Raw genomic sequence first — 26320 nt, forward strand, 5'->3', positions numbered from 1 at the left:
AGGTATCGCCTACTGGTGCAGCGCCCGTCGCAGCTTCCTAGACTCGAAACTCGTAGGGCTGAACAAGTTGCCGGCGCATCCTCCGAGCTGGGGTGGATGATGCCGCTTCATAGCGGAGCATCCGTATCTTCTGGGTATGCGGGCGCTCCCATCATGCGCTTCCGTGCGCGGTTCCGTTCAAAGACCGGGACCGCGCAGCGCATCACACCTCGATCCGTCCCGCATATGTAGTTTGCGGCGGCCTTGCCGCCTCAGTTGCGGGTCCGACCTGCGACGGGCCACCCATGTATCAGTTGAGTCCAAAAATTCCCGAACCACCCCGCCGAAATTTTGAAACCGACGTCCCACGGGCCGATCTCCTCACCGGCCGCCAGCCGATGAGCAACAAGCTGTGGGCCGGCATGGCCGCAGCCGCCGTGATTTCCGCTTTCGGCGTCGGCGCCCTGGCCGGCCCCGCCCCCACGGCAGAATTGTCGGTGCCACCGGGGGCCATAACGACGGCGGCCTCTCCCGTAGTGCGGGTTGCCCGGCCTTTGGCCGCGGTGCCCCTGGATGCGCCGTACGTTGGGTCCGTTGAGTTTGATGGTGCGGCAGCCGGCACCGCGCAGCCGGAAGTCGCAGCTGCCGCGCCCGCGCCCCCGGCCGAGGCTCCCCCGCCGCCAGCCCCCGAACCTGCTCCGGCACCTGCGGGCGACACCAACCTCTACACAGTGGTTCCCGGCGACACGGTGGGTGGGATAGCGGCCCGGTATGGCGTCGACGCAAACGCGATGCTGGCCGCCAACGGGCTGGGCCTCTACAGCATCATCGTCCCGGGCCAGACGCTGAAGCTGACGGGACCCGCCGTCGGAGTTTCCGCTCCAGCCCCGGCTCCGGCCGCGGCCGCACCGGCTTCACCGGTCTACAACCCCGCGCCGGCGCCGGTCCAGGCCGCGCCTGCTGTCCGCACCATCTACGTCGCGGGCGCAGGCGGACAGGCCATGCTGGACGCCTGCATCGGGCCCATCCACTACACGCCAAACGACGGCTACTCGCTCTTCATCACGGAGCACGATTTCTGCGGCGGGTGGGCGCGTTTCTCCGGCATCGGCGTGGGCGAGACCATCAGCATCCCGGGCTACGGGACGTACACCGCGACAGCCAGGGGCCAGGTCCCCAACCCGGGAACCACCAACAACGTCATCGCTGTTTTCGGCGGGTTCCCCCGGGCCATCCTGCAGACCTGCATCCCCGGGACCAACCAGATGCTGCTGATCGCGCTGAACTAGGCTCGGGCCCGGCCGAGTTCGCGGTCCAGCGTTTCCGAAGCTTGTTCGCGGTTCCGAACCTTTAGGGCAAGGAGCCGCGAACAAGGCATGCGGTAATCGGCCTGACTAGGCAGGCATCGGATGGCGTTCCGAAATCTGCTCCACCAGTTCGCCCACGCGTTCCTCGGCGTAGTTGCGAGCGATATCACCCTGGCTGAGGATGCCGACCAATTTGTGGTCGACAATTACCGGGAGCCGACGGACCTGGTGCCGCTCCATGATGTCGATGGCCGCGTCGACACTGGCGTCGGCGTCAACCCAGTAGGGCTTGCCGGTGGCCAGTTCGCCGGCCAGCATCTCGAGGGGATCACGGCCGGCAGCAACGCACCTGAGCACGATGTCGCGGTCGGTAATCATGCCCTTCAGCTTGCCATCGTCGCCGCAGATCGGCAGCGATCCACAGTCCAGATCCAACATCATCCGGGCGGCATCTGTGAGGGACTGATGCTCCTTAATACACCGTGCATCCGTAGTCATGAATTCACGTACAACGCTCATTGGTTCTCCTTCATCGATTGATGTATCGACACAGGGCATCGGGGGCACGTGCGCCGATGTTGCCAGCCTACGCCGGGGCCAAACCGATGTCGACGACGGCCCCTCCCCTGATTTCGGGCACAAAAAAAGCCTCCGGAACCTGATGGTTCCGGAGGCTTTTCCTTGGGTGGCAGATGAGGGATTCGAACCCCCGTAGGCGTTGCCAGCTGATTTACAGTCAGCCCCCTTTGGCCGCTCGGGTAATCTGCCGAACTTCAAAAGAAGATCACCCCCGGCTGCAGTGTTCGGAACGTCCGTCTCCGGGTCGTTCCGCTTCCAGTAACCGCGGGCAAGACAACTTTACAGAACTTCTGCCGAAACATCGAATCGGCGCGGCAGACCCCTGAAAAGGCCGCCAGAAGACCCGCAATTCCGCGGAACACGGGGGACTCAGGCGTCGCCGAGAATCCGTCCGGCCAGCCTTGCCTCGAACTTCACGGCCTGCTCCTGGGTGATCTGGTTCAGCTGGACCGCCCGCAGCAGGTCCTCGCTGACACCGTCCATGCGGGCCGAGGCATCCGGGACGGGGCTGAAGATGATGGAGGCGGCGATGGCTGCTGCGGCAACGGAGGTAGCGGCGGTGGCCACGGCGCCGGCTGCTGCGGCGGTGGTTCGGGTGGCGTAACGGACGGCGGTGCGTGGCATGGTGTTCCCTTTCGAGCTACTTCCAACTCGTTCAACTCTCCATCGTCCGGCTTCGTTCCCGCAGTACGTCCGCTATGAGGGAACTGTGAATCCGGAAACTTGCCGAATCCACAACTGCGCCGCAACCGCCACAGCGCCACAGCCGGGCGATCCGTATTAGGCTGGAATGCAGAGATCCACGCCCTGCAGAGCCAATTTCAGGGCACCCACCGGCACAAGGAGAATCATGGCAGGCGAGTCAACGTTCGACGTCGTAAGCAAAGTGGACAAGCAGGAAGTGGCCAACGCGCTAAACCAGGCGCAGAAGGAACTGGTCCAGCGCTATGACTTCAAGGGCGTCGGCGCCGAGGTCGAATTCAGCGGCGAAAAGATCCTGATGAAGGCGAACTCGGAGGAACGTGTCCTGGCCGTGCTGGACGTCCTCCAGTCGAAGCTGATCCGCCGCGGCATCTCCCTGAAGTCCCTGGACACCGGCGAGCCTTACCCATCCGGCAAGGAATTCCGCCTGGAAGCCTCCATCAAGGAAGGCATCGAGCAGGACCTGGCCAAGAAGATCAATAAGCTGATCCGCGACGAGGGCCCCAAGGGTGTCAAATCCCAGATCCAGGGCGACGAACTCCGCGTCTCGTCCAAGTCCCGCGATGACCTGCAGTCTGTTATGGCGCTGCTGAAGGACTTCGATGAGGCGGACCTGCAGTTCGTCAACTTCCGCAGCTAGCACCCCTCCTCAGTTCAGCGGCCGGCCGGCAATCCGTTCCAGCCGGGCGATCCTCTCCTTCATGGGCGGGTGTGTGGCGAACAGCTTGGTCATCGCCCCGCCGCGGAAAGGGTTGGCGATCATCAGGTGCGAGGTGTTGACCAGCTTCTGCTCCTGCGGCAGCGGCGCAATCCGCACCCCCTGCTCAATCTTGCGAAGGGCTGAGGCGAGTGCCAGCGGATCGCCGGTGAGCTCCGAACCGTCCTCGTCGGCGTCGTACTCGCGGGTCCTGGAGATGGCCAGCTGGATCAGTGACGCCGCAAACGGCGCCAAAAGCGCCATCGCCAGCATGGCCAGCAGGTTGGAGTTGCGCCGGTCGCCGCCGAAGAACAGCAGCATCTGGCCCACGGACGTGATGACGCCGGCGACGGCGGCCGCCACCGAGGACGTAAGGATGTCCCGGTTGTACACGTGCATCAGCTCGTGCCCCAGAACCCCGCGCAGTTCCCGGGCATCGAGCAGCTGCAGGATCCCCTCGGTGCAGCACACGGCGGCGTTTTTGGGGTTCCGGCCGGTGGCGAACGCGTTCGGGTTCATGGTGGGTGAGAGGTAGATGCGGGGCATCGGCTGGTTCGCCCGGACCGAGAGCTCCCGGACAATCTGGTACAGCTGTGGCGCCTGTGCCTCCGTTACGGGGTAGGCCTGCATGGAACGGATGGCGATCTTGTCGCTGTTCCAGTAGCCGTACGCTGTGGTGGCCACGCCGATCAGGGCCATGATCCAGATGGGCGCCGCACTGCGGGTATTGATCCCGATCAGTCCACCCAGACCCAGGAGCACCGCCCACAGGACGCCAAAGAGCGCCGCAGTTTTCAGGCCGTTGTAATGCTTGTGCACGTCCACTCCTCCACGTCGCCCTGACAAAGTTACCCCCACGCCGCAGGTACCTAAGGCACCGGGTCACGGGCATTCTACTTCCGGAGGCCCGGCTGCAGCTGTGCCGCCAGCCAGGCCACCGCGATGCACAAAACCCCGCCCAGAAGCAGGACCCGGCCCTCACTCAAAATCTTAGTCCCGGCGCCTGCCAGCAGGTCACCCACCTGCGGGCCGGCTGGTTGATGCGGCACCAGCGCAAACGCGCCCGGCAGATCCGCATGGAAGTTGTCCTGCGTGAGCCTGTACACCTCAACCCTAGGGGGCGCCGGCGTCCTGTTCTGTCACACGATTGGTATCCGCAGGCGGGGAAAGGAATTGCCTTATGAATGTGTCCAGGCGGCTGCTTTTTGCCTCGGCTTTCTGGGAGGTTGCCCGGCCCCGGACTGCCCTGAACGCCGGCCATCTCCTGATCCGGCTCACCAACCCGGCTACGGCATTCGATCTCCGCTCGGCCGCTGACTGGTTGCACTGCCACACCACTGCCCGGCAGGCACTCGCCAATGTCCTGGGTGCCAGCCGCTGCACCGTGGTGTTTGCGCACCAGTGGCACCCCAACGGGGCGGCCATCGGCGAACCGGAGACGGAATCCTCCACCCCCACCTTCCATTTGTTCGGGCGCTGGGACGCCGAGCCGGTCACCCCCGGCGAACAGCTGCGCCTTCCCATCCAGCGCCGGGTGCCGGCCACAGCGGAAGAGCTCAAAGAGTACGACGGCGGCCTCCGCACCGCCCTGCGCTTGCTGGCTGTGACGCACGAGGCAGAGCCCGTCCCGCCGGCGGACGGCACCCTCCCGGCGCTCACTGAGCTGTGTGGTGCCGGAGCCCGGAGCCGGCGGCACGGAAGTCCATGCCGTGGGCCGCTCGGCAGGAGAATCCCTCAACCCCATGCAGGAATTCCTGGATCTGCCGAAAGTAAGCCAAGCCTTATTGTGATCGACTCATAATAAGTGTTTCAATAGAGGCATGACGGAACACTTTGGCGGCCACGATGCATGGGCTGCTGCCCTGCGCGCCCACGGCCGCCGGGTGACCAAGCAGCGGCTCGCCGTGCTGACCGCCGTCGAACATCACCCGCACTCCCCCGCGGAGAGCATCCTGGCCGCCGCGCGCTCCGAGCTTCCGGAGCTGACCGCGCAATCCGTATACGTGGTCCTCGGCGACCTGACCGACCTGCACATGCTGCGCCGCTTCGAACCGCCGCATTCCCCGGCCCTGTACGAGACCCGCGTCGGTGACAACCACCACCACGCCATCTGTATCAGCTGCGGCCGCGTGGAGGACGTCGACTGCGCCGTCGGGCACGCCCCCTGCCTCACTCCGCACTGGGATGAGAACTCCAAGCCGATGACCATCCAGATCGCCGACGTGATGTACCAGGGCATCTGCCAGGACTGCCAGGCGTCCCAAAAACTTCCTTCTGAACGTCCCTCACAAGTAATCGAGAAATAGGAGAAAAATGACTGCGAATATCTCAACAACCCAGTCCGGCGCGCCCGTCACTTCCGACGCGCACGCACAGTCCGTCGGTGCCGACGGCGCCATCATCCTCACGGACCACTACCTGATCGAAAAGCTCGCCCAGTTCAACCGCGAGCGGGTGCCGGAGCGCGTAGTGCACGCCAAGGGCGGCGGCGCGTTCGGTACGTTCAAGGCCACCTCGGACATCTCCAAGTACACCAAGGCCGCGTTCCTGCAGCCGGGCGCTGAGACCGAGATGCTGATCCGCTTCTCCTCGGTTGCCGGCGAAGCAGGCTCCCCGGACACCTGGCGCGACCCCCGCGGTTTCGCCGTCAAGTTCTACACCTCCGAGGGCAACTACGACCTCGTGGGCAACAACACCCCCGTCTTCTTCATCCGCGACGGCATCAAGTTCCCGGACTTCATCCACTCGCAGAAGCGCCTCCCGGGCAGCCACCTGCGCGACGCCGACATGCAGTGGGACTTCTGGACCCTGTCCCCCGAGTCCGCACACCAGGTCACCTGGCTCATGGGCGACCGCGGCCTGCCGGCCTCCTGGCGTGAAATGCAGGGCTACGGCTCGCACACCTACCAGTGGATCAACGCCGCGGGCGAGCGCTTCTGGGTCAAGTACCACTTCAAGTCCAACCAGGGCGTCAAGACCATGTCCGGCGACCAGGCTGAAGAGCTGGCCGGCTCGGACGCGGACTTCTACATCCGCGACCTGCAGGAAAACATCGCCGAGGGCAACTTCCCGTCCTGGGAACTGCACGTCCAGGTCATGCCGTACGAAGACGCCAAGGGCTACCGCTTCAACCCGTTCGACCTCACCAAGGTGTGGCCGCACACGGACTACCCGCTGATCCACGTGGGCACCATGGAGCTGAACAAGAACCCGGAGAACTACTTCTCGCAGATCGAGCAGGCCACCTTCGCGCCGTCGAACTTCGTGCCGGGTATCGCCGCTTCCCCGGACAAGATGCTGCAGGCCCGCATCTTCTCCTACGCCGACGCACACCGCTACCGCGTGGGCACCAACCACGCGCAGATCCCGGTGAACCAGCCGAAGAACCAGGTCAACAACTACAGCCAGGACGGCGCCGGGCGTTACCACTTCAACGCCCCGTCCGTACCGGTTTACGCGCCGAACTCCTTCAACGGCCCCGCTGCCGTTGAGCCGGCTTCCCCGGCCGGTGGCTGGGAGAACGACGGCGAGCTTACGCTCTCCGCACACTCCCTGCACGCCGAGGACGGCGACTTCGTCCAGGCCGGCACCCTGTACCGCGAGGTGTTCGACGACGGCGCCAAGGCCCGTCTCCTGGACACCATCACCGGTGCCGTGGGCGGCGTGAAGAACGCCGAGATCAAGGAACGCGCCATCCAGTACTGGACCAACGTGGACGCCGAACTCGGCGCCAAGCTGCGCGCCAACCTGGGCACGGGCTCCCCTGATTCCGACGCTGAGGCAGCCAACAAGATCGGCTAGTTTCTCCGCCCCTTGTAGCCCGCCGGACCACATTGAAACACCCCGCTACGGATTATCCGTGGCGGGGTGTTTCGTTTGTTGCGTTGTGGTTATGCCACGTCCGTTCCGGCGGCAAGGGAGTCCGACGGCGGGCCGTCCGCCGTCGGGCCCGCCGCCGCGGGGCGGTGGCCCTTTTTCGCGAGCTGGATCTGCTCGTATACGTGGTGGCGGAGTTCGGTGAATCGCGGCAGGGACCGGGTCTCCAATTGGTCGCGCTCTGCCGGAAGGTCGATCACTATGTCTTCCTGGACCACGGTCGGGGAGCTGGAGAGGATGATGACCCGCTCTCCCAGGTAGACGGATTCGTCGATGTCGTGGGTCACGAAGAGCACGGTGATCCCGAGCTTCTTCCAGACCGTGCGGATCAGGTCCTCCAGGTCCGCACGGGTCTGCGCATCCACGGCGGCAAACGGCTCATCCATCAGCAGGACTTCGGGCTGGTACGCGATGGCGCGGGCAATCGCCACACGCTGCTGCATGCCGCCGGAAAGCTGCCAAGGGTAGGAGCGCGGGACGTGGGACAGGCCCACGGCTTCGAGGGCCTCGTCCACGAGCTTGTCGCGCTCGGCCTTGGGCATGCCCTGGTTCTTCAGTGGCAGCTCCACGTTTTCCCGGACCCGCATCCAGGGAAACAGGGACCGGCCGTATTCTTGGAAGACAACGGCCATTTTCTTCGGCGGCCCGGATACGCGCTTGCCGTCCAGCAGCACGTCGCCCTCCGTGGGGGCCATCAACCCGGAGATGCATTTCAGCAACGTAGTCTTGCCCGAGCCGGACGGGCCCACGAGGCAGGCCAGTTCACCTGCGCGCAGGTCGAACGTGAGGTTGCGCACCGCCTCAATGTCGCCGCCGTCGGTCTGGTAAACCTTCTTCAGGCCGCGGACGGAGAGCATCGCCTCCGGCGCCGGGCGGGTGGGGTCAGGCTGCATTTTCTACCTCTTTCTGGCCGTGGTACCAGCGCAGGATATTCCGCTCGGCCCACTGGAAGATAAACGATAAAGCCACGCCCAACAGCCCCAGCACCACAATGCCGGACCACATTTCCGGGATGGCGAAGGACCGCTGGAACTGCACAATGGTGAAGCCAAGCCCCGAGGAGGAGGCGAACATTTCGGAGATGACCATCAGGATCAGCCCGAGGGACAGGGACTGGCGGACGCCGGCCATGATCTGTGGGCTTGCCGAGGGCAGCACCAGATACCGGACCCGTGCCCAGCCGCTGATGCCGTAGGTATGGGCGGAGTCCGAGAGGACGCCATCGACGGCGCGGACCCCTTCGATGGTGTTCAGCAGGACCGGCCAGACGCAGCCGGAGATGATGACCGCGACCTTCATGGGGTCGGTGACGCCCATCACCAGGATCAGGACGGGTACCAGGACCGGAGGCGGGATGGCGCGGAAGAACTCCAGCACCGGTTCCAGAAGTGCCCGGAGCCATCTGACGGAGCCGATCAGCACCCCCCCGACGACGCCGATCACGATCGCCGCGGTGACCCCGAGCAGGAGCCGGCCGACGCTGGGCAGCACATCAGAGAGGAAACGTGGGCCGAACCAGACCTCGCCGAACTTCCCGACGAGCGTGGCTGGGGTGGGGACAAAGAAATTGACGGCCCCGAGGGTTGAGGCCCACCAGACCAGGACCAGCAGGATGGGCAGCGCCAGCACGTAGCCGAGCGTTGTCAGGGCTTTCATACGATCACCTCGGAACGGACGGATGAATGCCAGGACAGGGTCTTCTTCTCGATGAAGCGCATGAGGCCGTTGATCAGCACGCCGATCAGGCCGGTGGCCAGCACGAGGGCATACATGCCGGAGATGGCGCCCCCGGACTGGGCCAGTGCGATTTCCCGGCCGAGTCCAGGCGAGCCGATCACCAGTTCGGCTGTGATGGCCAGGACGAGTGCGACCGTAGCGGCAAGCCGGACGCCGGTCATCAGGTAGGGCAGGGCGGTGGGGAAAACGACGTAGCGGATCCGCGCCATCCGGCCCAGGCCGTAGGTTTTCGCGGTGTTGTTGGCCACCATGTCGACGTCGGCCACACCGTAGAGGACCTGGATCAGCACTTGCCAGAAGGCAGCATAGGTGATCAGCATGAGGGAAGATTCAATCTTCACGCCGAAGAGCAGCACCGCCAGTGGGATCAGCGCCACCGAGGGAATGGGCCGCAGGAACTCCACCGTGGAGTTGGTCGCCTTCCTCAGGAAGTCGCTGGAGCCTATGACGAAACCCAGCAGCACCGCTAAGGCTATGGCGATGACGAGGCCCAGGAACCAGGCCGTCATGGTCTCGCCGACCGAGATCCAGAATGCGGTCAAGCCGAAGTCCCGCACCAGCGCCACAATGACCTCGGTGGCCGGCGGCAGGTACCGTTCATCGATGATGCCCAGACGGGGAATGAGTTCCCACGTGGCCAGGAATCCCGCGATTCCGGCCAGGCCGAGCAACTGCTTTAACGGCAGCCGGCGGACGGACCGGCGGTCCCGTCCCACACTGGGGACGGGACCGCCGGAAGCCATTGCGTTTGAACTCACGGGAGGAGGTCGCCTGCGTTCGGGGCCTTGGCCAGCGTGCCGTACTTGGCGGCGGCGTCACCGAGGGTCTTGAAGGCATCCTTATTGAATTCCACCCGGTAGCGCGGAAGGATCATCTTGGCGCGGGTGGCTTCGTCGATCTTGGTGTAGGTGCCCACAATGTCGCGGACCTCCTGCGGGTGCTCCTGGGCGTACTCAAGGGACTTGTTCATTGCACGGGTGAACTTCGCTGTCAGCTCGGCCTTGGACTTGATGGTTTCTGCCTTGGTGAAATAGCCCGCGATGTCCAGTTCCGGGCTCATCTCGACGAAGTTCGAGGAAACGATTGTCCCACCCTCGGCCACAGCCTTGGAAAGGAAGGGCTCCAGGATCCATGCAGCGTCCACCTGCTTATTGGCCAGTGCCGCCGGCGCGTCCGGGAAGGCCACCTCAACAAACTTCACGCTGCCGGGATCGCCGCCGTCCTTTTCAACGACCGACTTGATGGTGGTGTCGCCGATGTTGGAGAGGTTGTTCACTGAAACGGTCTTGCCGGCGAGGTCTTTCGCGGACTGGATACTCGACCCGGCCGGGACGACGACGCCGCCGACGTCGTTCCCTTTTTCACCAGTGGTAGACACTCCATTGGCGACAAACTTCAGGTCGAGACCCTTATCCTTGGCAACCATGACCGAAATCAGGTTGGAGAACGCGAAGTCGAAGCTGCCGCTGACCACGCCCGGGACAATTGCTGCACCGCCAGTGGCTGTCTGGATGTCCAACTCCAGGCCCTCATCCTTGAAGAACCCCTGCTTGCTGCCCAGGTAGATCGGTGCACAGTCCACGATCGGGATGACCCCCACGCTGACCTTGGTCAACTGTCCGCTCCCGGCTCCATCGGCAGGGGCGGTTCCATTGCCGGTAGAACTGGGCGAACCGGACCCACAGGCTGACAAGCCCAGAACGGATGCTGCGGCGAGGGCAGCGATAACAGTACGACGTTTCATGTCACTCCTTTGTGCACGGGCAGGGGCAGCAGCACCCCCAGGCCGACGCTGTTCGCAGTTCGAACAGACGTTCAAAATACAGTCTGAGGCAGCGGACGTTGAAGGGTCAACTAGAATCGCCCATTGTTATCCTCATGATACGTAAGCGACCGTATGGCGGACAGGGGTCGCCCTCTCTGCAGTTTTGACGTCCGGCTGAGACGCTTTCCACATATGCAACTGCCACTCTGGCCGCAGCTACCGGCGGCCCCTAGGATCACTGCATGAGTACATTCGACGGCATCCCCGCGGGAGCATTTGAGTTCTACGCCGAACTTGAGCACAACAACAACCGGGAGTGGTGGCTCGAGCACAAGGACAGTTACAACACCTTGGTGCGGGACCCGTTCACAGCGCTGCTGGCCGCAATGGAACCGCGGTTCGGCCCGGGCAAGATATTCCGGCCCAACCGGGACGTCCGGTTCTCCCAGGACAAGTCGCCGTACAAGACTGCCCAAGGAGCGTTCGCATCGGTCCAGGAGGGCGTGGGATATTACCTCCAGGTGAGCGCCGACGGCCTGTTGGTGGGTGGCGGCTACCATTCCCATACGCCGGCCCAGCTGGCCCGTTTCCGAAACTCCGTGGATGCGTCCGGGACGGGCGAATTGCTGCGGCACATAGTGGATGGCGTGGCAGCTGCGGGATTTGCGGTGGAGGGCGAGAAGCTCAAAACCGTGCCGCGCGGTTTCAACAAGGACCACCCCCGGGCGGAGCTGCTCAAGCACAAGTCGTTGTCCGCCGGCATCGACCTGGGCCAGCCGGAGTGGGTGGACTCACCTGCCGCGGCGCACGAAATCATGACGTTGTGGGACCAGTTGCGGCCCTTAGTGGACTGGGTCAGCCGGCACGCCGCGCCCTGACTCCGGACTTTCCTGTAGATTATCGGCCAGATCACAAGGCGGGTTAAACGGCAGAGGCACCCTGCCACCTACGGGGTGGACGGGTGCCTCTGTGGCGTATTGCAGCCTTGGCAGCTGCGCGGGTACGGGCCTACGCGCGGGTGAGGGCTTCGTCCTCGGCAGCGACATCTGCGGCGTCCGCGCTGGCAGTGGCGTCCACGGCGGACTTTGCCTCAGCGAACCTTTCGTTCAGGCGGGAGTGCCGCTGACCATAGGCGAAATAGATCACAACGCCGAGGACCAGCCAGCCGGCGAAGAAGATCCAGGTCTCCACGGCAAGGTTCGTCATCAGGTACAGGCACAGGACGGCGGAAACCACCGGGAGGATCTTGCCGAACGGGACGCGGAAGGACGGCTTCAGGTCCGGGCGCTTCTTGCGCAGCACCAGGATGCCCAGGCTCACCACCACAAACGCGGACAGCGTGCCGATGTTGATCATTTCCTCCAGCAGGTCCACGTTGGTCAGGCCGGCCACAAGTGCCACTGCGGCGCCGCAGATGATCTGGAGGCGGACCGGCGTCGAACGCTTTTCGCTGGTCTTGGACAGTGCGCGCGGCAGCAGCCCGTCGCGGCTCATGGCCAGCACCACGCGGGACAGTCCCATCAGCAGCACCATGATGACGGTGGTGAGGCCGATCAGGGAGCCGAAGGCGATGACCTTGGCCGCGGTCGTGTTGCCGACGGCCTCGAAGGCGGTGGTGAGGGTGGGCGTTTCAGCTGCCGCGAGGTCCGTGTAGGACACCATGCCGGTGAGCGCGAGGGACACCAGGATGTACAGCAGCGTCACCACGGCAAGGCCGCCGAAGATGCCGCGCGGCAGGGTCTTCTGCGGGTTCTTGACTTCCTCCGCGGACGTGGCCACGACGTCAAAGCCGATGAAGGCGAAGAACACCAGGGCGGCGCCGGCGAAGATCCCAAGGGTGCCGTACTGTGCAGGCGCGGCGCCGGTGAGGAAGCCGAAGAATGACTGCTTCAGGACGTCCGCAGCGCCGCCGGCAGTGGGTTCCGCGGCAGGCACAAACGGCGCGTAGTTCTCGAACTTCACGTACGTGAAGCCCACCACGATCACAAACAGCACCACGGCGATCTTAATCAGGGTGAAGACGTTGCCCACACGGGCGGAGAGCTTGGTGCCCAGAACCAGGAGCACAGTGAAGACGGCAACGATCAGGAACGCGCCCCAGTAGAGGTCCACGCCGCCGAGCGACAGCGCCGGCGGCACGTCGGCGCCCATCAGTGCAAACACCTTGCTGAGGTAGATGCCCCAGTACTTGGCGATCACTGCCGCAGCGGTGAACAGTTCCAGGATCAGGTTCCAGCCGATGATCCACGCGAGCAGTTCGCCCATGGTGGCGTACGTAAAGACGTAGGCCGACCCGGCGACCGGGATGGCGGTGGCAAACTCGGCATAGCACATGATGGCCAGGGCACACGTCACGGCGGCAACGGCGAAGGACAGCGTCACGGCGGGGCCGGAGAAGTTGGCCGCGGCCTTGGCGCCCACCGAGAAGATGCCGGCGCCGACAGCGACGGCGACACCCATGATCATCAGGTCCCAGCTGCTGAGCGACCGCTTGAGCTTGCGTCCGGGTTCATCGGCGTCGGCGATGGACTGCTCGATGGACTTGGTCCGAAGAAGGTTCATAAGGAGTTCCACAATCCTGATTTGTGTTGGAAACAGACCCATCAACGCTACTTGTCCACGCACCGGACGTTCATACCCGTCCCGCATGGTGAGACGCAACTAATACCGAAGATAATTGCGAAAAGGCCCTCGAAGCCCTCCTTTTGAGGACCTCAAGGGCCTTTCGATCGAACCGTTTAGACGGGCCAGTCCATCAGCTTTGACCGGATCAGGAACCGTTTGCCTTCCGGCGACTCAACCGAGAATCCGCTCCCCCGGCCCTGGACCACGTCCACGGTCAGATGGGTGTGGCTCCAGTAGTTGAACTGCTCCTTGGACATCCAGAACTCGAGGGGCTGCGGCTCCAGGCCGTCGGCGATGTCAAACAGCCCCAGGAGGACGTCGGCTTCCGCGGTGATGAACTCCCCGGCCGGATAACACATAGGCGAGGACCCGTCGCAGCAGCCGCCGGACTGGTGGAACATGAGGGGTCCGTGCTGGCCCCATAGTTTCCTGAGCAGTTCCAGGGCCTCGGCCGTGAGCGCCACGCGGGAGATGTCCTCCCCTGGCAGCGTCACTGCCGCGTCAAGCCTCGCCACCATCATCAGTACTTGATGACGACGCGGCCGTCGATCTTGGCGTGTTTCATCTCGTCAAGAACGGCGTTGACCTCGGAGAGTTCCCGGGTGGACACCGTGGGATGGATCTTGCCCTCGGCGTAGAACTCGAGTGCTTCCTCCAGGTCCTGCCGTGTCCCCACGATCGAGCCGCGGACGGTCAGGCCCTTGAGCACAATCTCGAAGATCGGTGCCGGGAAGTCGCCCGGCGGCAGGCCGTTGAACACAATCGTCCCGCCCCGACGGGCCATGCCGATCGCCTGGCCAAAAGCAGACGGGTGTACTGCGGTGACCAGGACTCCATGGCAACCTCCGGTTTCGCGTTGGATGACTTCGGCGGGATCTTCGTGCAGCGCGTTGACGGTCAGCTCCGCACCATGCTTCTTGGCCAGTGCGAGTTTGTCGTCTGCGATATCCACGGCTGCTACCCGCAGGCCCATCGCCACGGCGTACTGGACAGCAATGTGTCCGAGGCCGCCGATGCCGGAAATGGTGACCCACTGTCCGGGCCTGGCTTCGGTCATCTTCAGGCCCTTGTAGACCGTGACTCCGGCGCAAAGCACCGGGGCGATTTCAACGGGGTCCGAGCCCGCCGGGATGCGTGCGGCAAAGCGCGTGTCTACGAGCATGTACTCCCCGAAGGAACCGTCCACACTGTAGCCGGCGTTCTTCTGTACTTCGCACAGCGTCTCCCAGCCGGTACGGCAGTACTGGCAGTCGCCGCAGGCGGACCAGAGCCAGGCGTTGCCGACGAGGTCGCCGACAGCCAGGTCGGTGACACCCTCGCCCAAGGCAACCACTTCCCCTACGCCTTCGTGGCCGGGGATGAACGGTGGTGTCGGCTTGACCGGCCAGTCGCCCGCCGCCGCGTGGAGGTCTGTGTGGCAGACGCCGGTGGTGATGACCTTGACCAGCGCCTCACCCCGGCCCGGGGTTGGAACGGGAAGGGTCTGGATCTGAAGATCCTTGCCGAACTCGGTTACTACTGCTGCTTGCATTGTCGTCGTCATTGGCGAAATCCTTGCGTTGATAAAGCGTTGGAGCGGTGGAGGTGGTGCTGCCTTCCTGAGGGGTGGCCAGGTCGGTGCAGGCGGGGACGGGAGCGCCCCAATCCCTTAGAAGAAGCCGAGCTTGTTCTCGTTGTAGCTGACCAGCAGGTTCTTGGTCTGCTGGTAGTGGTCCAGCATCATGGAGTGGTTTTCACGTCCGATGCCGGAGGACTTGTACCCGCCGAACGCGGCGCCAGCCGGGTAGGCGTGGTAGTTGTTGACCCACACGCGGCCGGCCTGGATTTCGCGTCCCGCACGGTATGCGACGTTGCCGTTACGCGACCAGACGCCGGCGCCAAGCCCGTAGAGGGTGTCGTTGGCGATTTCCATTGCGTCGTCGTAGTTGCTGAACCGGGCGACAGACACAACAGGTCCGAAGATCTCCTCCTGGAAGATCCGCATCTTGTTGTGGCCCTCGAAAACGGTGGGCTGAACGTAATATCCGCCGGCCAGGTCGCCGGGCATTTCGGCGCGGGCGCCGCCGGTAAGCACCTTGGCGCCTTCCTGCTTGCCGATGTCAATGTAGGAGAGGATCTTCTCAAGCTGGTCGTTGGAGGCCTGTGCTCCGAGCTGGGTTTCGGTGTCCAGCGGGTTGCCCTGGATGATTTTCTCCACCCGGGCCACGGCGTCGGCCATGAAGGAATCGTAAATGTCTTCCTGGACCAGGGCGCGGGACGGGCAGGTGCAGACCTCGCCCTGGTTGAAGGCGAAGAGCGCGAAGCCCTCCTGTGCCTTGTCATAGAACGCGTCGTCGGACTCGGCAACATCGTTGAAGAAGATGTTCGGGCTCTTGCCGCCGAGCTCCAGGGTGACGGGGATCAGGTTCTGGCTGGCGTACTGGCTGATCAGGCGTCCCGTGGAGGTTTCTCCGGTGAACGCGATCTTGCGGATCCGCGGGCTGGACGCGAGCGGCTTGCCGGCCTCGACGCCGAAGCCGTTGACCACGTTGAGGACACCGGCGGGCAGCAGGTCACCGATGAGTTCCATCAGGACCAGAATGGACGACGGCGTCTGCTCGGCGGGCTTGAGGACCACGGCGTTGCCGGCCGCGAGGGCGGGGGCAAGCTTCCAAACGGCCATCAGGATGGGGAAGTTCCACGGGATGATCTGGCCCACGACGCCGAGCGGCTCGTGATAGTGGTAGGCGGTGGTGTCGTCGTCGAGCTGTGAAAGCCGGCCCTCTTGGGCGCGGACGGCAGAGGCGAAGTAGCGGAAGTGGTCCGCGGCAAGCGGGATGTCCGCGTTCAGGGTTTCGCGGATGGGCTTGCCGTTGTCCCACGACTCGGCGACGGCGAGCATCTCGAGGTTCTCGTCGATGCGGTCGGCGATCTTGTTCAGGACCGCGGCGCGCTCGGCCACGGAAGTCTTGCCCCAGGACGGTGCGATCTTGTGGGCGGCGTCCAGGGCGAGTTCAATGTCTTCCGCGGTGCCGCGGGCCACTTCGCAGAAGACCTTGCCGGTGACGGGTGTGATGTTCTCGAAGTACTGGCCCTTGACGGGGGCAACCCACTCGCCGCCGATCCAGTTCTCATAGCGGTCCTTGAACGTGACCTTCGAACCCTCGGTACCGGGCTGTGCGTAAACAGTCATTGCTAGCTCCTTTGCTGTGCATGAAAGGTGGCGCCTGATGATGGCGTCCGCCGTTGGTTTCAGCGTAGGAGTGTGAAGGTTGCAGTCAGGTTGCGCGGATGTGAGCCAGCTCACGGCCCCCGGTGGTCAGGCCCTGAGTTCAGCTTCCAGCCGCTCAACGTCGGCGACGACGGCGGCCCGCTTCGGCGAGCGCGGCGGCAGCAGCTTCAGGGCGGCAGTCCGGACGTCGACGTCGTCCCTCGCCTCCGGGAGGGCAGCGTATTTGAGCAGCGTCTCGGCACTGCCGTCCGTCAGGACCGCTTCGCGCATGAGCGAGGAGACCCTGTCGCGGAGGTCGATGATGCCCGGCGCTTCGGAGCGCGGCAGCACGGCGCCGCGGTAGATTTCAAGCGCAATCCGGTGGGCGCCGCGCTGCAGACAGTTCAGCACCTGCCCGCTGTCCGGGACCAGGTCCATGGTGAGTTTGTACGGCCGGGACTCCGGGACGGCGGCCGGGTTGAGCTGCTGGAGGATCTTGCGCAGCCGGACCATTTCCGCGCGGAGCGTCATGGTGGGGCCGTCGCCCGGGTAGAGCAGGAAGCTGAGCTCCTCGGCGCTCAGCCCGGCGGGGTGGGTGCTGAGCAGTGCGAGGATTTCACTGTGGCGGGCGGACAGTGCCACCGTTTTTCCTTCGATGCTGAGCAGCGCCTGGTCGCGGCCCAGAAGCTGCAGGCTGTTGCGGTACAGGCTGCCTTCCTTAGCACCGCCGGCTCCCCCGGCCCGCGCCGAATCCGAACTGGCGTTCCGCCGTCGGGCCGGCCGGCTGGCTAGGGTCGCCGCCAGCTGCAGCCGCTCAACTCGGAGCTGCGCCTGCGCGGCAGCGACGGTCGCCTCGACGAGGGACAGCGTGTGGGCCGCCACTGCACTGGCCTTGCCCGTAATGTCCACAACGCCCAGCAGCGCACCGGAATCCGGATCGTGGAACGGGACGGCGGTGCAGCTCCATGCGTGCACGGATCGCTGGTAATGCTCCGCCCCGGAAATCTGGATCCCGCGGCCCAGGGCCAAGGCAGTTCCGGGCGCACTGGTCCCCACCGTGGCCTCTGACCAGTCGGCGCCCGGGACGAACATCATGCCTTCGGCGCGGCGCTGCAGGGCGGGATCCCCTTCCACCCAGAGCAGCCGGCCAACTTCGTCACCGACAGCAACGAGCAGGCCGCTGTCGTGGCTGGGCTGGACCAGGAGCTTGTGGATCACGGGCATGATGCTGGCCAGGGGGTGCTGCCGGCGGTATTCCTCGAGTTCGTCGGTGTCCAGGGCAAGGGGTGCTTCGGGGTTGTCCGGGTTGGCCTGCAGTTTGACGGACCGCTGCCAGGATTCCCGGATCAGCCTGCGCAGGCCGGGGATTTCCGGCGCGTCCGGAAACGCTTGGGCGCCAAGCTGCTCGTGCGCGGCCAAGGCATCACGCTGGGCCAGCGCTGTCGCTTCGCCGCCGGATGCCGGCGGCAGGATCAGGTTCCTCATCGAACTCCCACTTGCGCTCGGCTTGCAGGCGCGGCACATCGCAGCCAGCCTGGGTTTAGCCCAGTCTAACGCCGCCCCGCACCCGCGCCTAGGGCTGGAGTGAGGGAGGGTGGGGGTCAGGCGCGGGAGATGCTGATCATTTCCTCGCGCGGGACTACCTTGATGCGTTCACGCACGACGGCGGCGGTCCCGTCGGTGCCCGTCTCACCTTCGGTCCACACGGAGCCGAGGGCTGCTTCGTGCGCGTCCAGCCTGATCCAGCCCTCCCACGTGGTGAACTCGATGCCGCGCTCTTCCAGGAGGTCGATGATGGCCTGCGGATCCGGGTTCTCAGCCGGGGGAAGCGTGAGCCGGTCCTCCAGCAGGAAGCCGATGGTTTCCAAGGCGTCCCCCTTGGTGTGCCCGATCAGGCCAACGGGCCCGCGCTTGATCCAGCCGGTGGCGTAGATTCCAGGGACGGGGGTGCCGTCGGCGTCGAGCACGCGGCCGCCCTCGTTGGGGATCACGCCGCGTTTGGCGTTGTATTCCAGCTCGTCCAAGGGCGAGCCGTGGTAGCCGATGGCGCGGTACACGGCCTGGACGGGGTAGTCCACAAACTCGCCCGTGCCCTTGACGTTGCCGGTGCCGTCCAGCTCCATGCGCTCAAACTTGATGCCGGCCACCTGGCCGGACCCGCCGTCGTCGGGGTTTTCGTAGACCTCAACCGGGCTGTGCAGGAAGTGCAGGTGCAGGCGGCGTGAGGACGGTTCTGCCGCTTCGGCGTGCTCTTCCACGAGCCAGTTGGTCAGCGTGTTCACCATGGTTTTGATCTGGTTGTTGCTGCGGATGGCGTCGTCGGAGGCCTCGTCGAACTCGAAGTCCTCCGGGTACAGGACAATGTCCACGTCCTTCATGTGGCTCAGCTCGCGCAACTCCAGCGGCGTGAACTTGACCTGCGCCGGGCCACGACGGCCGAAGACGTGCACGTCCGTGACCGGCGAGTTCTTCAGGCACTGGTAGACGTTGTCCGGGATCTCGGTGGTGAGGAGTTCGTCGGCGTGCTTGACCAACATCCGGGCCACATCTAGGGCCACGTTCCCGTTGCCGATCACCGCGATTTCCTTGGCTTCCAACGGCCAGTCGCGGGGCACATCGGGGTGGCCGTCGTACCAGGACACAAAGTCGGCGCCGCCGAATGATCCCGCCAGGTCGATGCCCGGGATAGGCAGATCGGCGTCCTTGATGGCTCCGGTGGAGAAAATCACGGCATCGTAGAAGGCCCGGAAGTCATGGAGGGTGAGGTCGCGGCCGTACGTGACGTTGCCCAGGAAGCGGATGTCGCCCCGGTCCAGGACCTTGTGCAGCGCGTTCACGATCCCCTTGATGCGGGGGTGGTCCGGCGCGACGCCGTAGCGGATCAGGCCGTACGGGGCGGGGTAGGCCTCGAAAAGGTCGATGCTGACCTCAAAATCGCCGTCCTTCACACCGTTGGACTTGGTCAGGATGTCCGCCGCATAAACACCTGCCGGTCCCGCACCCACAATGGCAACGCGGAGTGGACGCTTGGAGGTGGTTTCGCCTGGGTTGGACACCGGGAGCCCTTCTGGAACGAGGAGATTGCGACGGAGGTGCGCAGTGCAGCGCGCAGTGCAGTGCAGTGCAGTTGCGCACAATGTCCCATTCTAAATGTGTTCCAGCGGCACCACGTCGCCTTCCCGGTACAGCAACGCCCGGAGCTCGGCCTCCGCGGAGTCCAGGCGTTTGGGGTCGATGGTCTCCCCCGCGGCAAAGTGGTCCAGCAGCCGGGGATCAACATAACTTTTGCGCGCGATGGACGGCGTGTTCCCCAGTACCGCGGCAGCCTCCAGCATGGCCACGCTGATGGCGCCCTTCCGCGCCGAAACAGGCTTCTGCGGGCCGCTGCGCGCCAGGCTGACGGCTGCCGCCACGGTCCCGCGCAGCGTCCGGAAGTCCTTGGCGGTGAAGTCCAGGCCCGTCCGCTCCTTGACGTAGGCATTGATGTCCGCGCTGGTGACCGGCCGCCAGGTCCGGCCCTCCTTGTACGCCAGCAGCCTGGCATTTCCACCGCGGCGCTTAAGCGTCCGCACCAGGGCGGCGAGGTCGGCGTCGTGGATTTCCGATTCCCAGTCCTTGCCGCTCTTGGCCGGAAACTTCAGCTCCAGGCACTCCTTGCGGACGTGGACGTGCGCACACAGGAGCGTGGCCAGGCCGCGGCTGCCGTTCTCGTTGGTGTACCGCTCGGATCCCACGCGCAGGGACCCGCTGTCCAGCATCCGGAAAGCCGCCGCGAGTACACGTTCTCGGCTTGGACCGTCGCTGCGCAGGTCCAGGGTGACCAGCCGGCGGGCGGTGGGCAGCGACTCGGCCAGTTGCAGGGCGCGGTCAAACTTCACCCGGTCCTTCCGCTCGCGCCAGGCAGGGTGGTAGATGTACTGCCGCCGGCCCATCGCATCGAGGCCGGTCGCCTGGATGTGGCCGTTGTCGAACGGTGCAATCCAGACGTCGGTCCAGGCCGGTGGGATGCCGATGCTCTCCAGCCGGTCCCGGACCGGCCCCGGCGGCAGCGTGGAGCCGTCCAGGTCCCGGTAGCTGAAGCCCGTGCCGGCGGGCACGCGACGGTAGCCGCGGCCGTTCGCGTTGCTGCGGCGGAGCCTCACGGGACGGCCACCTGGAAGTTCATCGGTTCCATGAAGGACAGCGTACTGACTATTGACTGGAATACGAGTCCAACAACTGGTGTTATTGGTTAGGTGCCTACTCCCCCTGAAACGAACTCCTTGCCCAAGACCGTTGTCGCCGCTCCATCCGGTCTTAAGGCTGTTGACAAGGAGACGACGGCGGGAGTCCTGTTCGGGTTCGGCGCGTACGGGTTGTGGGGGCTGCTTCCCCTGTACTTCTTTGCGCTGATGCCCGCCGGAGCGGTGGAGATCGTGGCCAACCGCGTGGTGTGGTCCCTGTTTTTCTGCATCCTCCTGATCACCGTCACCCGGTCCTGGCGTGCGCTGGCCGGAGCCTTCCGGGACCGCTCGGTGTTTGGTTCACTGGCCCTGGCGGCTGCCCTCATTGCCGTGAACTGGCTGACGTACACCTATGGCGTCACCACCGGCCAGGCCGTCGAAGCCGCGCTGGGCTACTTTATCAATCCGCTGGTCTCGGTCCTCCTGGGTGTGTTCGTCCTGAAGGAGAAGCTGCGCCCCCTCCAGTGGGCCGCCGTCGGAATCGGTTTTGTAGCGGTGGGCGTGCTCACGGTGAGCTACGGCAAACTGCCCTGGATCGCCCTGACGCTGGCCTTCAGCTTCGGCCTGTACGGGTTTGTGAAGAAGCGCGTTGGCCCGAAGGTGGACGCGGTGACCAGCCTCAGCTTGGAGACCATCGTGCTGGCCCCGATCGCCGCCGCCACCATGGTGTTCCTGAGTGTCAGCGGCACGGCCACCCTGACCAGCCAGGGCCCCGGGCACTTCTGGCTCCTGGCGGCCTCCGGGGTGATCACCGCGGTGCCGCTGCTGTTCTTCGGCGCGTCGGCCCGCCGGCTGCCCATGACCACCATCGGGCTGCTGCAGTACGTTGCCCCGCTCCTGCAGTTCATCGTGGCGCTGGTGGTGTTTCAGGAAGCCATGACCACCAGCCGCTGGATCGGCTTCGGGGTGGTGTGGCTGGCCCTGCTGGTGCTGACCGTCGACATGCTCCGCACCACCCGAAAGAACTCGTTGGCAAGGAAGCGGGCCCGCACCACGTGAGACGAGCGCGAACTGGCAGCTAACGACCTCAAATCAGGGATCTGACGTCATCTGCTGCCAGTTCGCGCTGTGTTTGCGTGTGGGGCTGGGTCCTAAGCGTTGGCCTTGATGGCCGCAGCCAGGACGTCCAGGCCGTCGTTCAGAAGGTCGTCGGTGATGACCAGCGGGGGCAGCAGGCGGATGACGTTGCCGTAGGTGCCGCAGGTGAGGATGATGACACCCTCCTTGAGGCAGGCGGCGGCCACGGCCTTGGTCAGCTCGGGATTGGGTTCCTTCGAACCGGCCTGGACCAGTTCGACGGCCAGCATCGCGCCGCGGCCGCGGATGTCGCCGATCACGGACGTCCCGGCAGATGCCAGTTCGGCCTGCAGTTCCTGCAGGCGTCCCGTAGCGAGCTGCTCGATGTGGCGCGCACGTCCGGCGAGGTTGTATTCCTCCATGGACCCGATCGCGGCAAGCGCGGCGGCGCACGCAACCGGGTTGCCGCCGTACGTGCCGCCCAGGCCGCCCGGGTGGACGGCGTCGAGCAGGTCAGCACGGCCGGTGATCGCGGACAGCGGCATGCCGCCCGCGATGCCCTTGGCCATGGTGATGATGTCCGGGACAACGTCCTCGTGGTTGACCGCGAACCATTCGCCGGTGCGGCAGAAACCCGACTGGACCTCGTCGGCGATGAACACCACGCCGTTGGCCTTGGCCCAGGCGGCCAGTGCCGGCAGGAAGCCCTCGGCGGGGACAATGAAGCCGCCCTCGCCCTGGATGGGCTCGATGATGATCGCGGCCACCTGGTCGCCGCCGATCTGCTTCTCGATCATGGTGATGGCCCGCTTGGCGGCCTCGGCACCGGTGATCGAGGCGTTCTCCTCGCGGTACGGGTAGCTCATGGGCATGCGGTAGACCTCGGGCGCGAACGGGCCGAAGTTGGTCTTGTACGGCATGGCCTTCGCGGTCAGCGCCATGGTCAGGTTGGTGCGGCCGTGGTAGGCGTGGTCAAAGGCGACGACGGCGTCACGCCCGGTGGCGAGGCGGGCCACCTTGACGGCGTTCTCCACAGCCTCGGCGCCGGAGTTGAACAGCACGGTCCGCTTCTCGTGGCTGCCCGGGGTCAGGCGGTTGAGCTGCTCCGCGAGGGCAACGTAGCTTTCGTACGGGGTGACCATAAAACAGGTGTGGGTGAAGTGCTCCACCGCTTCCTTCACGGCCCCGACGACGGCGGGATCGGACGCGCCGACGCTGGTCACCGCGATGCCCGAGCCGAGGTCAATGAAGGAGTTACCGTCGACGTCGTGGATGATGCCGCCGTCGGCGTCCGCAACGTAGACCGGAACGGCGGAGGCGACACCAGCGGCGACCACTGCCTTGCGGCGCTCGGTCAGGGCGATGGACTTGGGGCCCGGGAAGTCGGCCTGGACACGGCGCTTCTGTTCCAGGCGGAAGGTGATTTCACTTGCTGTGGTGCTCATGGGGTTTCCTTTCAGGGCCCGGTGATCGAGCCTGTCGAGATCCAGGGTTTCGACAGGCTCAACCACCGGAAAAGCTGGTTTAGACAGGCTCGACCACCGGAGAGCTGCTAGGCGTCGAGTGCGCTCATGACGTGCTTGATGCGGGTGTAGTCCTCGACGCCGTACATGGAGAGGTCCTTGCCGTAGCCGGACTGCTTGAAGCCGCCGTGCGGCATTTCGGCGGTGAGGAGGATGTGGGTGTTGATCCAGACCGCCCCGAAGTCCAGGTCGCGGCTCATCCGCATGGCCGTGCCGTGGTCGGACGTCCAGACGCTGGAGGCGAGGGCGTATTCGACGTCGTTCGCCAGTTCGAGAGCTTCCGCCTCGGAGGAGAACTTCTGTACGGTGATGACCGGGCCGAAGGTTTCCTTCTGGACGATGTCGTCGGTCTGCTTGGCGCCGGTGACGATGGTGGGTTCGAAGAAGAAGCCCTTGTCCCCGGCGCGGTGGCCACCGGTTTCGATGCGGCAGTTCTCCGGGAGGTGCTCCACCACGGAGGTGACGGCGTTGAAGTGGTTCACGTTGTTCAGCGGACCGAAGTAGTTGTCTTCATCGTTCTGCGAGCCGGTGTGCAGCGTCCTGGTGTGCTCCACCATGGCCGCCACGACGTCGTCGTGGACTGAATCCTCAACCAGCACCCGGGTGATGGCGGTGCAGTCCTGGCCGGCATTGAAGAACGCGAACTCGGCGATGGCCGCGGCGCTCTTCTTGATGTCCGCGTCCTTGAACACGATGGCCGGGGCCTTGCCGCCGAGCTCCAGGTGGGCGCGCTTGAGGCCCTTCGCGGCCCCGGAGGCCACGGCGATGCCGGCCCGGACGGAACCCGTGATGGAGACCAGGCCGGGGACCCGATGCTCCACCATCATGGCGCCGGTTGCGGCGGTTCCCAGAACGACGTTCAGGACGCCGGCGGGCAGGATGTCGCCGGCCAGGCGGGCCAGCACCAGGGTGGACTCCGGGGTGGTGTCGGAGGGCTTGAGGACCACGGTGTTGCCGGCGGCGAGCGCCGGGCCGATCTTCCAGATGGCCATCAGGAACGGGTAGTTCCAGGGGGCAACCTGGGCCACGACGCCGATGGGCTCGCGGCGTACATAGGAGGTGTGGCCTTCGAAGTACTCGCCCGCGGACTTGCCTTCGAGGATGCGCGCGGCACCGGCGAAGAAGCGGAGCTGGTCCGCGCCGGCGGCCACTTCCTCGGACGCGATCAGCGAGCGCACCTGCCCGGTGTTGCGGTGCTGGGCCTCCACAAGTTCGTCGCTGTAGGCCTCAACGGCGTCCGCGAGCTTGAGGAGCATCAGCTGGCGCTGCCCGGGGGTGGCGTGCTTCCAGGTCTTGAAGGCGTCCTTGGCCGCGGTCATGGCAGCGTCGACGTCGGCCTGGATGGACACAGGTGATTGCGCCACGACTTCGCCGTTGGTGGGGTTAACGATGTCCAGCAGGTCGGTGCCCGCGGGCGTGACGAACTCACCATTGATGAAGTTCTGCAAGGTTTGAACCACGGTGTACAACCTCTTTCATAAGGGAACATCAGCTGCGAAGCGGATGGTTGCGACTGCCTTGAGCCTATGCCAGCAGCTTCACCCCGGGGAATAGCCACCTGCACACCCTTAGCCGCAGTGTTTAGTGCGGTTGACCAGCATCCGTCTATCCTTGGACCATGGCCATCTCCCTCGCCACCCTGCTCGGCGTGCACTCCCTCCACCTATCCAATGCAGGCCTTGCCGAGACCACCTGGCACGAGGACATCAACTGGGTTGCCGTCACGGAACTGGAAGACCCGCAGCGCTTCCTCAGCGGCGGCGAACTGGTGCTCACCACCGGCATGCGCCTGCGGTCCGCGCCCGAGCAGCGTCGCTTCGTCCGGCAGGTCCAGCGCGCCGGAGCCGTGGGCATCGGCTTCGGGACCGGTCTGACGCACGACGCCGTCCCGCCGGCCCTGATTGCCGAGGCCAACCGCTGGGGGCTGCCGATCGTCCAGGTGCCGTACGAGACGCCGTTCATTGCCATCGGCAAACTGGTGGCGGAAGCGCAGGCCGCCGATCATGTCGCGAAGCTGGAGCGCCTGATCGCGGGCCACCAGGTCCTGGCCCGCGCGCTCCTCACCGGCGGCGGCCTCGCCCAGCTCCTGAAGCAGCTGGGCGGGATGCTGCGGACAGAGATTGCCCTCACCCAGTTCACCGCCCACCTGTACAACAGCAGCTCCGAGCCCCCTTCCGCTGACACGTGGTCCTCCTACCCCATCCCCACCGGCCGCCGCGATGCCTGCACACTCTGGGTCCGCCAGCCGTTCGAGGATTCAGGGATTATCGGCTATGCCCAGAACCTGATCAGCGTGGAGCTGAACAACATGGTCAAGCAGCGCCAGGCCCAGCGCGCCCTGTGCGGCCAGGTGCTCGAGGACGTCATCCACGGCGCCCTGGAGACCAGCGAGGCCCAGCGGCGCCTCGCCGGCGTGGGCCTGAACAGCACACGCAAAAACGTGGTGCTGCTGGCGGTGTCCGCCGCCCATCACAAGGCGCTGGTGAGCACCTCGGTGCCGCAGCCGCTGGAGAACGCGGTGGCCGCCGTCGTCGGGAAGGACCTGGTGGTGGTGATTAACGACGACGGCGGTGCGGCACCTGCGCTGGCCAGGCGCCTCAGCGACCACCTGGCTGAGGCAGGGATCCACGCGACGATCGGGATCGGCGGCGGGTACACCAAGCCGAACGGCCTGCGCTGGAGCTACTTCGAGGCGCGCGATGCGGCCAGCCACGGCCTGCCGGTTAACGAGCCGGAACGCCTGAGCCTGACCTCCCTGTTGCTGGCCAGCGAAGACGTTCCGCTGGCTGACATGGCCCACGAGTCGTTGAACCCACTCCGCGCCTTCGACATTGCCCACGGCGCGGAACTGGTGACCACCCTGGAAAGCTACCTGAACAACAACGGTTCCGTGGCCGCCGTCGCCGAAGCCCTGACCCTGCACCGGAACACGGTGCGGTACCGGCTGGCGCAGATCACCGAACTCACCGGCTACGATCCTTCGGTCACGGCGGACCGCGTGCAGCTGTGGCTCTCGCTCGCCGTGTCGCGGCTCGGAGCGCGGCACCCCTGACGACCGCAACGCGGGGTCACATCGCGCCCATGTTACGGCCCCGGATGG

General features: G+C 65.2%; 25 protein-coding genes and 1 tRNA gene. 8 read left to right on the forward strand and 18 right to left on the reverse strand.

Annotated features, from left to right (window positions below; all coding sequences use genetic code 11):
* Positions 1-284 precede the first annotated feature (284 nt).
* Positions 285-1268, forward strand: a complete 984-nt coding sequence (locus FYJ92_RS14420) for a LysM domain-containing protein (RefSeq protein ID WP_185261304.1) — start codon at positions 285-287, stop codon at positions 1266-1268.
* A gap of 105 nt (positions 1269-1373) precedes the next feature.
* On the opposite strand, the gene FYJ92_RS14425 is transcribed toward FYJ92_RS14420, so the two are convergent.
* The 3 genes from FYJ92_RS14425 to FYJ92_RS14435 all read right to left on the reverse strand — a co-directional run bounded on the left by FYJ92_RS14425 (position 1374) and on the right by FYJ92_RS14435 (position 2489).
* The gene (locus FYJ92_RS14425) at positions 1374-1805 is read right to left on the reverse strand and encodes a CBS domain-containing protein (RefSeq protein ID WP_185261305.1); all 432 of its coding nucleotides are present in this window, start codon (positions 1803-1805) and stop codon (positions 1374-1376) included.
* A 167-nt stretch (positions 1806-1972) separates the two neighbouring features.
* Positions 1973-2054 (reverse strand) — tRNA-Tyr (locus FYJ92_RS14430).
* A 180-nt stretch (positions 2055-2234) separates the two neighbouring features.
* Positions 2235-2489: a hypothetical protein gene (locus FYJ92_RS14435; protein ID WP_185261306.1), complete on the reverse strand. Its 255-nt coding sequence runs from the start codon at positions 2487-2489 to the stop codon at positions 2235-2237.
* Positions 2490-2715: 226 nt separating this feature from the next.
* Here FYJ92_RS14435 and FYJ92_RS14440 point away from each other — a divergent pair, with 226 nt between their 5' ends.
* Positions 2716-3207, forward strand: a complete 492-nt coding sequence (locus tag FYJ92_RS14440) for a YajQ family cyclic di-GMP-binding protein (RefSeq protein WP_104061835.1) — start codon at positions 2716-2718, stop codon at positions 3205-3207.
* A gap of 9 nt (positions 3208-3216) precedes the next feature.
* Here the strand turns inward: FYJ92_RS14440 and htpX are convergent, their stop codons facing one another.
* Together htpX and FYJ92_RS19345 are read right to left on the reverse strand one after the other, a co-directional pair.
* Positions 3217-4083 (reverse strand): zinc metalloprotease HtpX, encoded by an 867-nt coding sequence (htpX, locus tag FYJ92_RS14445; protein ID WP_185261307.1) that lies wholly within the window; start codon positions 4081-4083, stop codon positions 3217-3219.
* A gap of 74 nt (positions 4084-4157) precedes the next feature.
* The gene (locus tag FYJ92_RS19345; protein WP_370525994.1) at positions 4158-4370 is read right to left on the reverse strand and encodes a hypothetical protein; all 213 of its coding nucleotides are present in this window, start codon (positions 4368-4370) and stop codon (positions 4158-4160) included.
* 74 nt (positions 4371-4444) lie between these two features.
* Between FYJ92_RS19345 and FYJ92_RS14455 the strand changes: the two genes are divergently transcribed.
* The 3 genes from FYJ92_RS14455 to FYJ92_RS14465 are packed head-to-tail and all read left to right on the forward strand — an operon-like array spanning position 4445 to position 7065.
* The gene (locus tag FYJ92_RS14455; protein ID WP_255482126.1) at positions 4445-5065 is read left to right on the forward strand and encodes a hypothetical protein; all 621 of its coding nucleotides are present in this window, start codon (positions 4445-4447) and stop codon (positions 5063-5065) included.
* Between the two features lie 19 nt (positions 5066-5084).
* Positions 5085-5570, forward strand: a complete 486-nt coding sequence (locus tag FYJ92_RS14460; RefSeq protein ID WP_185261308.1) for a Fur family transcriptional regulator — start codon at positions 5085-5087, stop codon at positions 5568-5570.
* A gap of 7 nt (positions 5571-5577) precedes the next feature.
* Positions 5578-7065 (forward strand): catalase, encoded by a 1488-nt coding sequence (locus FYJ92_RS14465; RefSeq protein ID WP_185261309.1) that lies wholly within the window; start codon positions 5578-5580, stop codon positions 7063-7065.
* An 89-nt stretch (positions 7066-7154) separates the two neighbouring features.
* Here FYJ92_RS14465 and FYJ92_RS14470 read toward each other — a convergent pair whose 3' ends face one another.
* The 4 genes from FYJ92_RS14470 to FYJ92_RS14485 are packed head-to-tail and all read right to left on the reverse strand — an operon-like array spanning position 7155 to position 10621.
* Positions 7155-8033, reverse strand: coding sequence for an ABC transporter ATP-binding protein (locus FYJ92_RS14470; protein WP_185261310.1), 879 nt, complete (start codon positions 8031-8033; stop codon positions 7155-7157).
* Positions 8023-8796, reverse strand: a complete 774-nt coding sequence (locus tag FYJ92_RS14475; protein WP_185261311.1) for an ABC transporter permease — start codon at positions 8794-8796, stop codon at positions 8023-8025. The genes FYJ92_RS14470 and FYJ92_RS14475 overlap by 11 nt, the downstream gene beginning before the upstream one ends.
* Positions 8793-9635 (reverse strand): ABC transporter permease, encoded by an 843-nt coding sequence (locus FYJ92_RS14480; protein ID WP_255482127.1) that lies wholly within the window; start codon positions 9633-9635, stop codon positions 8793-8795. Before FYJ92_RS14480 ends, FYJ92_RS14475 begins: the two co-directional genes overlap by 4 nt.
* Positions 9632-10621, reverse strand: a complete 990-nt coding sequence (locus FYJ92_RS14485) for an ABC transporter substrate-binding protein (RefSeq protein WP_185261312.1) — start codon at positions 10619-10621, stop codon at positions 9632-9634. The genes FYJ92_RS14480 and FYJ92_RS14485 overlap by 4 nt, the downstream gene beginning before the upstream one ends.
* 263 nt (positions 10622-10884) lie before the next feature.
* Between FYJ92_RS14485 and FYJ92_RS14490 the strand changes: the two genes are divergently transcribed.
* Complete coding sequence (locus tag FYJ92_RS14490) at positions 10885-11520, forward strand: DUF2461 domain-containing protein (RefSeq protein ID WP_185261313.1); 636 nt, start codon at positions 10885-10887, stop codon at positions 11518-11520.
* Between the two features lie 130 nt (positions 11521-11650).
* Here the strand turns inward: FYJ92_RS14490 and FYJ92_RS14495 are convergent, their stop codons facing one another.
* From FYJ92_RS14495 to FYJ92_RS14525, 7 genes are all read right to left on the reverse strand, one after another.
* Entirely contained in the window at positions 11651-13204 is a 1554-nt protein-coding gene (locus FYJ92_RS14495) for an amino acid permease (protein ID WP_185261314.1), read from the reverse strand.
* Between the two features lie 176 nt (positions 13205-13380).
* The gene (locus FYJ92_RS14500) at positions 13381-13788 is read right to left on the reverse strand and encodes a DUF779 domain-containing protein (RefSeq protein WP_185261315.1); all 408 of its coding nucleotides are present in this window, start codon (positions 13786-13788) and stop codon (positions 13381-13383) included.
* Positions 13788-14810, reverse strand: coding sequence for an alcohol dehydrogenase AdhP (gene adhP / locus FYJ92_RS14505; protein WP_185261316.1), 1023 nt, complete (start codon positions 14808-14810; stop codon positions 13788-13790). Before adhP ends, FYJ92_RS14500 begins: the two co-directional genes overlap by 1 nt.
* A 105-nt stretch (positions 14811-14915) precedes the next feature.
* Complete coding sequence (locus tag FYJ92_RS14510) at positions 14916-16439, reverse strand: aldehyde dehydrogenase family protein (RefSeq protein WP_185261317.1); 1524 nt, start codon at positions 16437-16439, stop codon at positions 14916-14918.
* 126 nt (positions 16440-16565) lie between these two features.
* Positions 16566-17942 carry a GAF domain-containing protein gene (locus FYJ92_RS14515; protein ID WP_185261318.1) on the reverse strand — a complete coding sequence of 459 codons (1377 nt, stop codon included), beginning with the start codon at positions 17940-17942 and terminating at the stop codon, positions 16566-16568.
* A 116-nt stretch (positions 17943-18058) separates the two neighbouring features.
* Positions 18059-19513, reverse strand: coding sequence for an FAD-dependent oxidoreductase (locus FYJ92_RS14520; RefSeq protein WP_185261319.1), 1455 nt, complete (start codon positions 19511-19513; stop codon positions 18059-18061).
* Between the two features lie 90 nt (positions 19514-19603).
* Positions 19604-20599: a DNA topoisomerase IB gene (locus FYJ92_RS14525; protein WP_185261320.1), complete on the reverse strand. Its 996-nt coding sequence runs from the start codon at positions 20597-20599 to the stop codon at positions 19604-19606.
* A 93-nt stretch (positions 20600-20692) separates the two neighbouring features.
* Between FYJ92_RS14525 and rarD the strand changes: the two genes are divergently transcribed.
* On the forward strand, positions 20693-21679 hold the full coding sequence (gene rarD / locus FYJ92_RS14530) for an EamA family transporter RarD (RefSeq protein ID WP_185261321.1): 987 nt from the start codon (positions 20693-20695) through the stop codon (positions 21677-21679).
* A gap of 92 nt (positions 21680-21771) precedes the next feature.
* On the opposite strand, the gene gabT is transcribed toward rarD, so the two are convergent.
* The gene (gene gabT, locus FYJ92_RS14535; RefSeq protein WP_185261322.1) at positions 21772-23142 is read right to left on the reverse strand and encodes a 4-aminobutyrate--2-oxoglutarate transaminase; all 1371 of its coding nucleotides are present in this window, start codon (positions 23140-23142) and stop codon (positions 21772-21774) included.
* A 107-nt stretch (positions 23143-23249) separates the two neighbouring features.
* Positions 23250-24680 (reverse strand): gamma-aminobutyraldehyde dehydrogenase, encoded by a 1431-nt coding sequence (locus FYJ92_RS14540; RefSeq protein WP_185261323.1) that lies wholly within the window; start codon positions 24678-24680, stop codon positions 23250-23252.
* A 158-nt stretch (positions 24681-24838) separates the two neighbouring features.
* Between FYJ92_RS14540 and FYJ92_RS14545 the strand changes: the two genes are divergently transcribed.
* Positions 24839-26272 carry a PucR family transcriptional regulator gene (locus FYJ92_RS14545; protein ID WP_185261324.1) on the forward strand — a complete coding sequence of 478 codons (1434 nt, stop codon included), beginning with the start codon at positions 24839-24841 and terminating at the stop codon, positions 26270-26272.
* Positions 26273-26320 lie beyond the last annotated feature (48 nt).

Source organism: Pseudarthrobacter sp. NBSH8 (assembly GCF_014217545.1).
Taxonomy (GTDB): domain Bacteria; phylum Actinomycetota; class Actinomycetes; order Actinomycetales; family Micrococcaceae; genus Arthrobacter.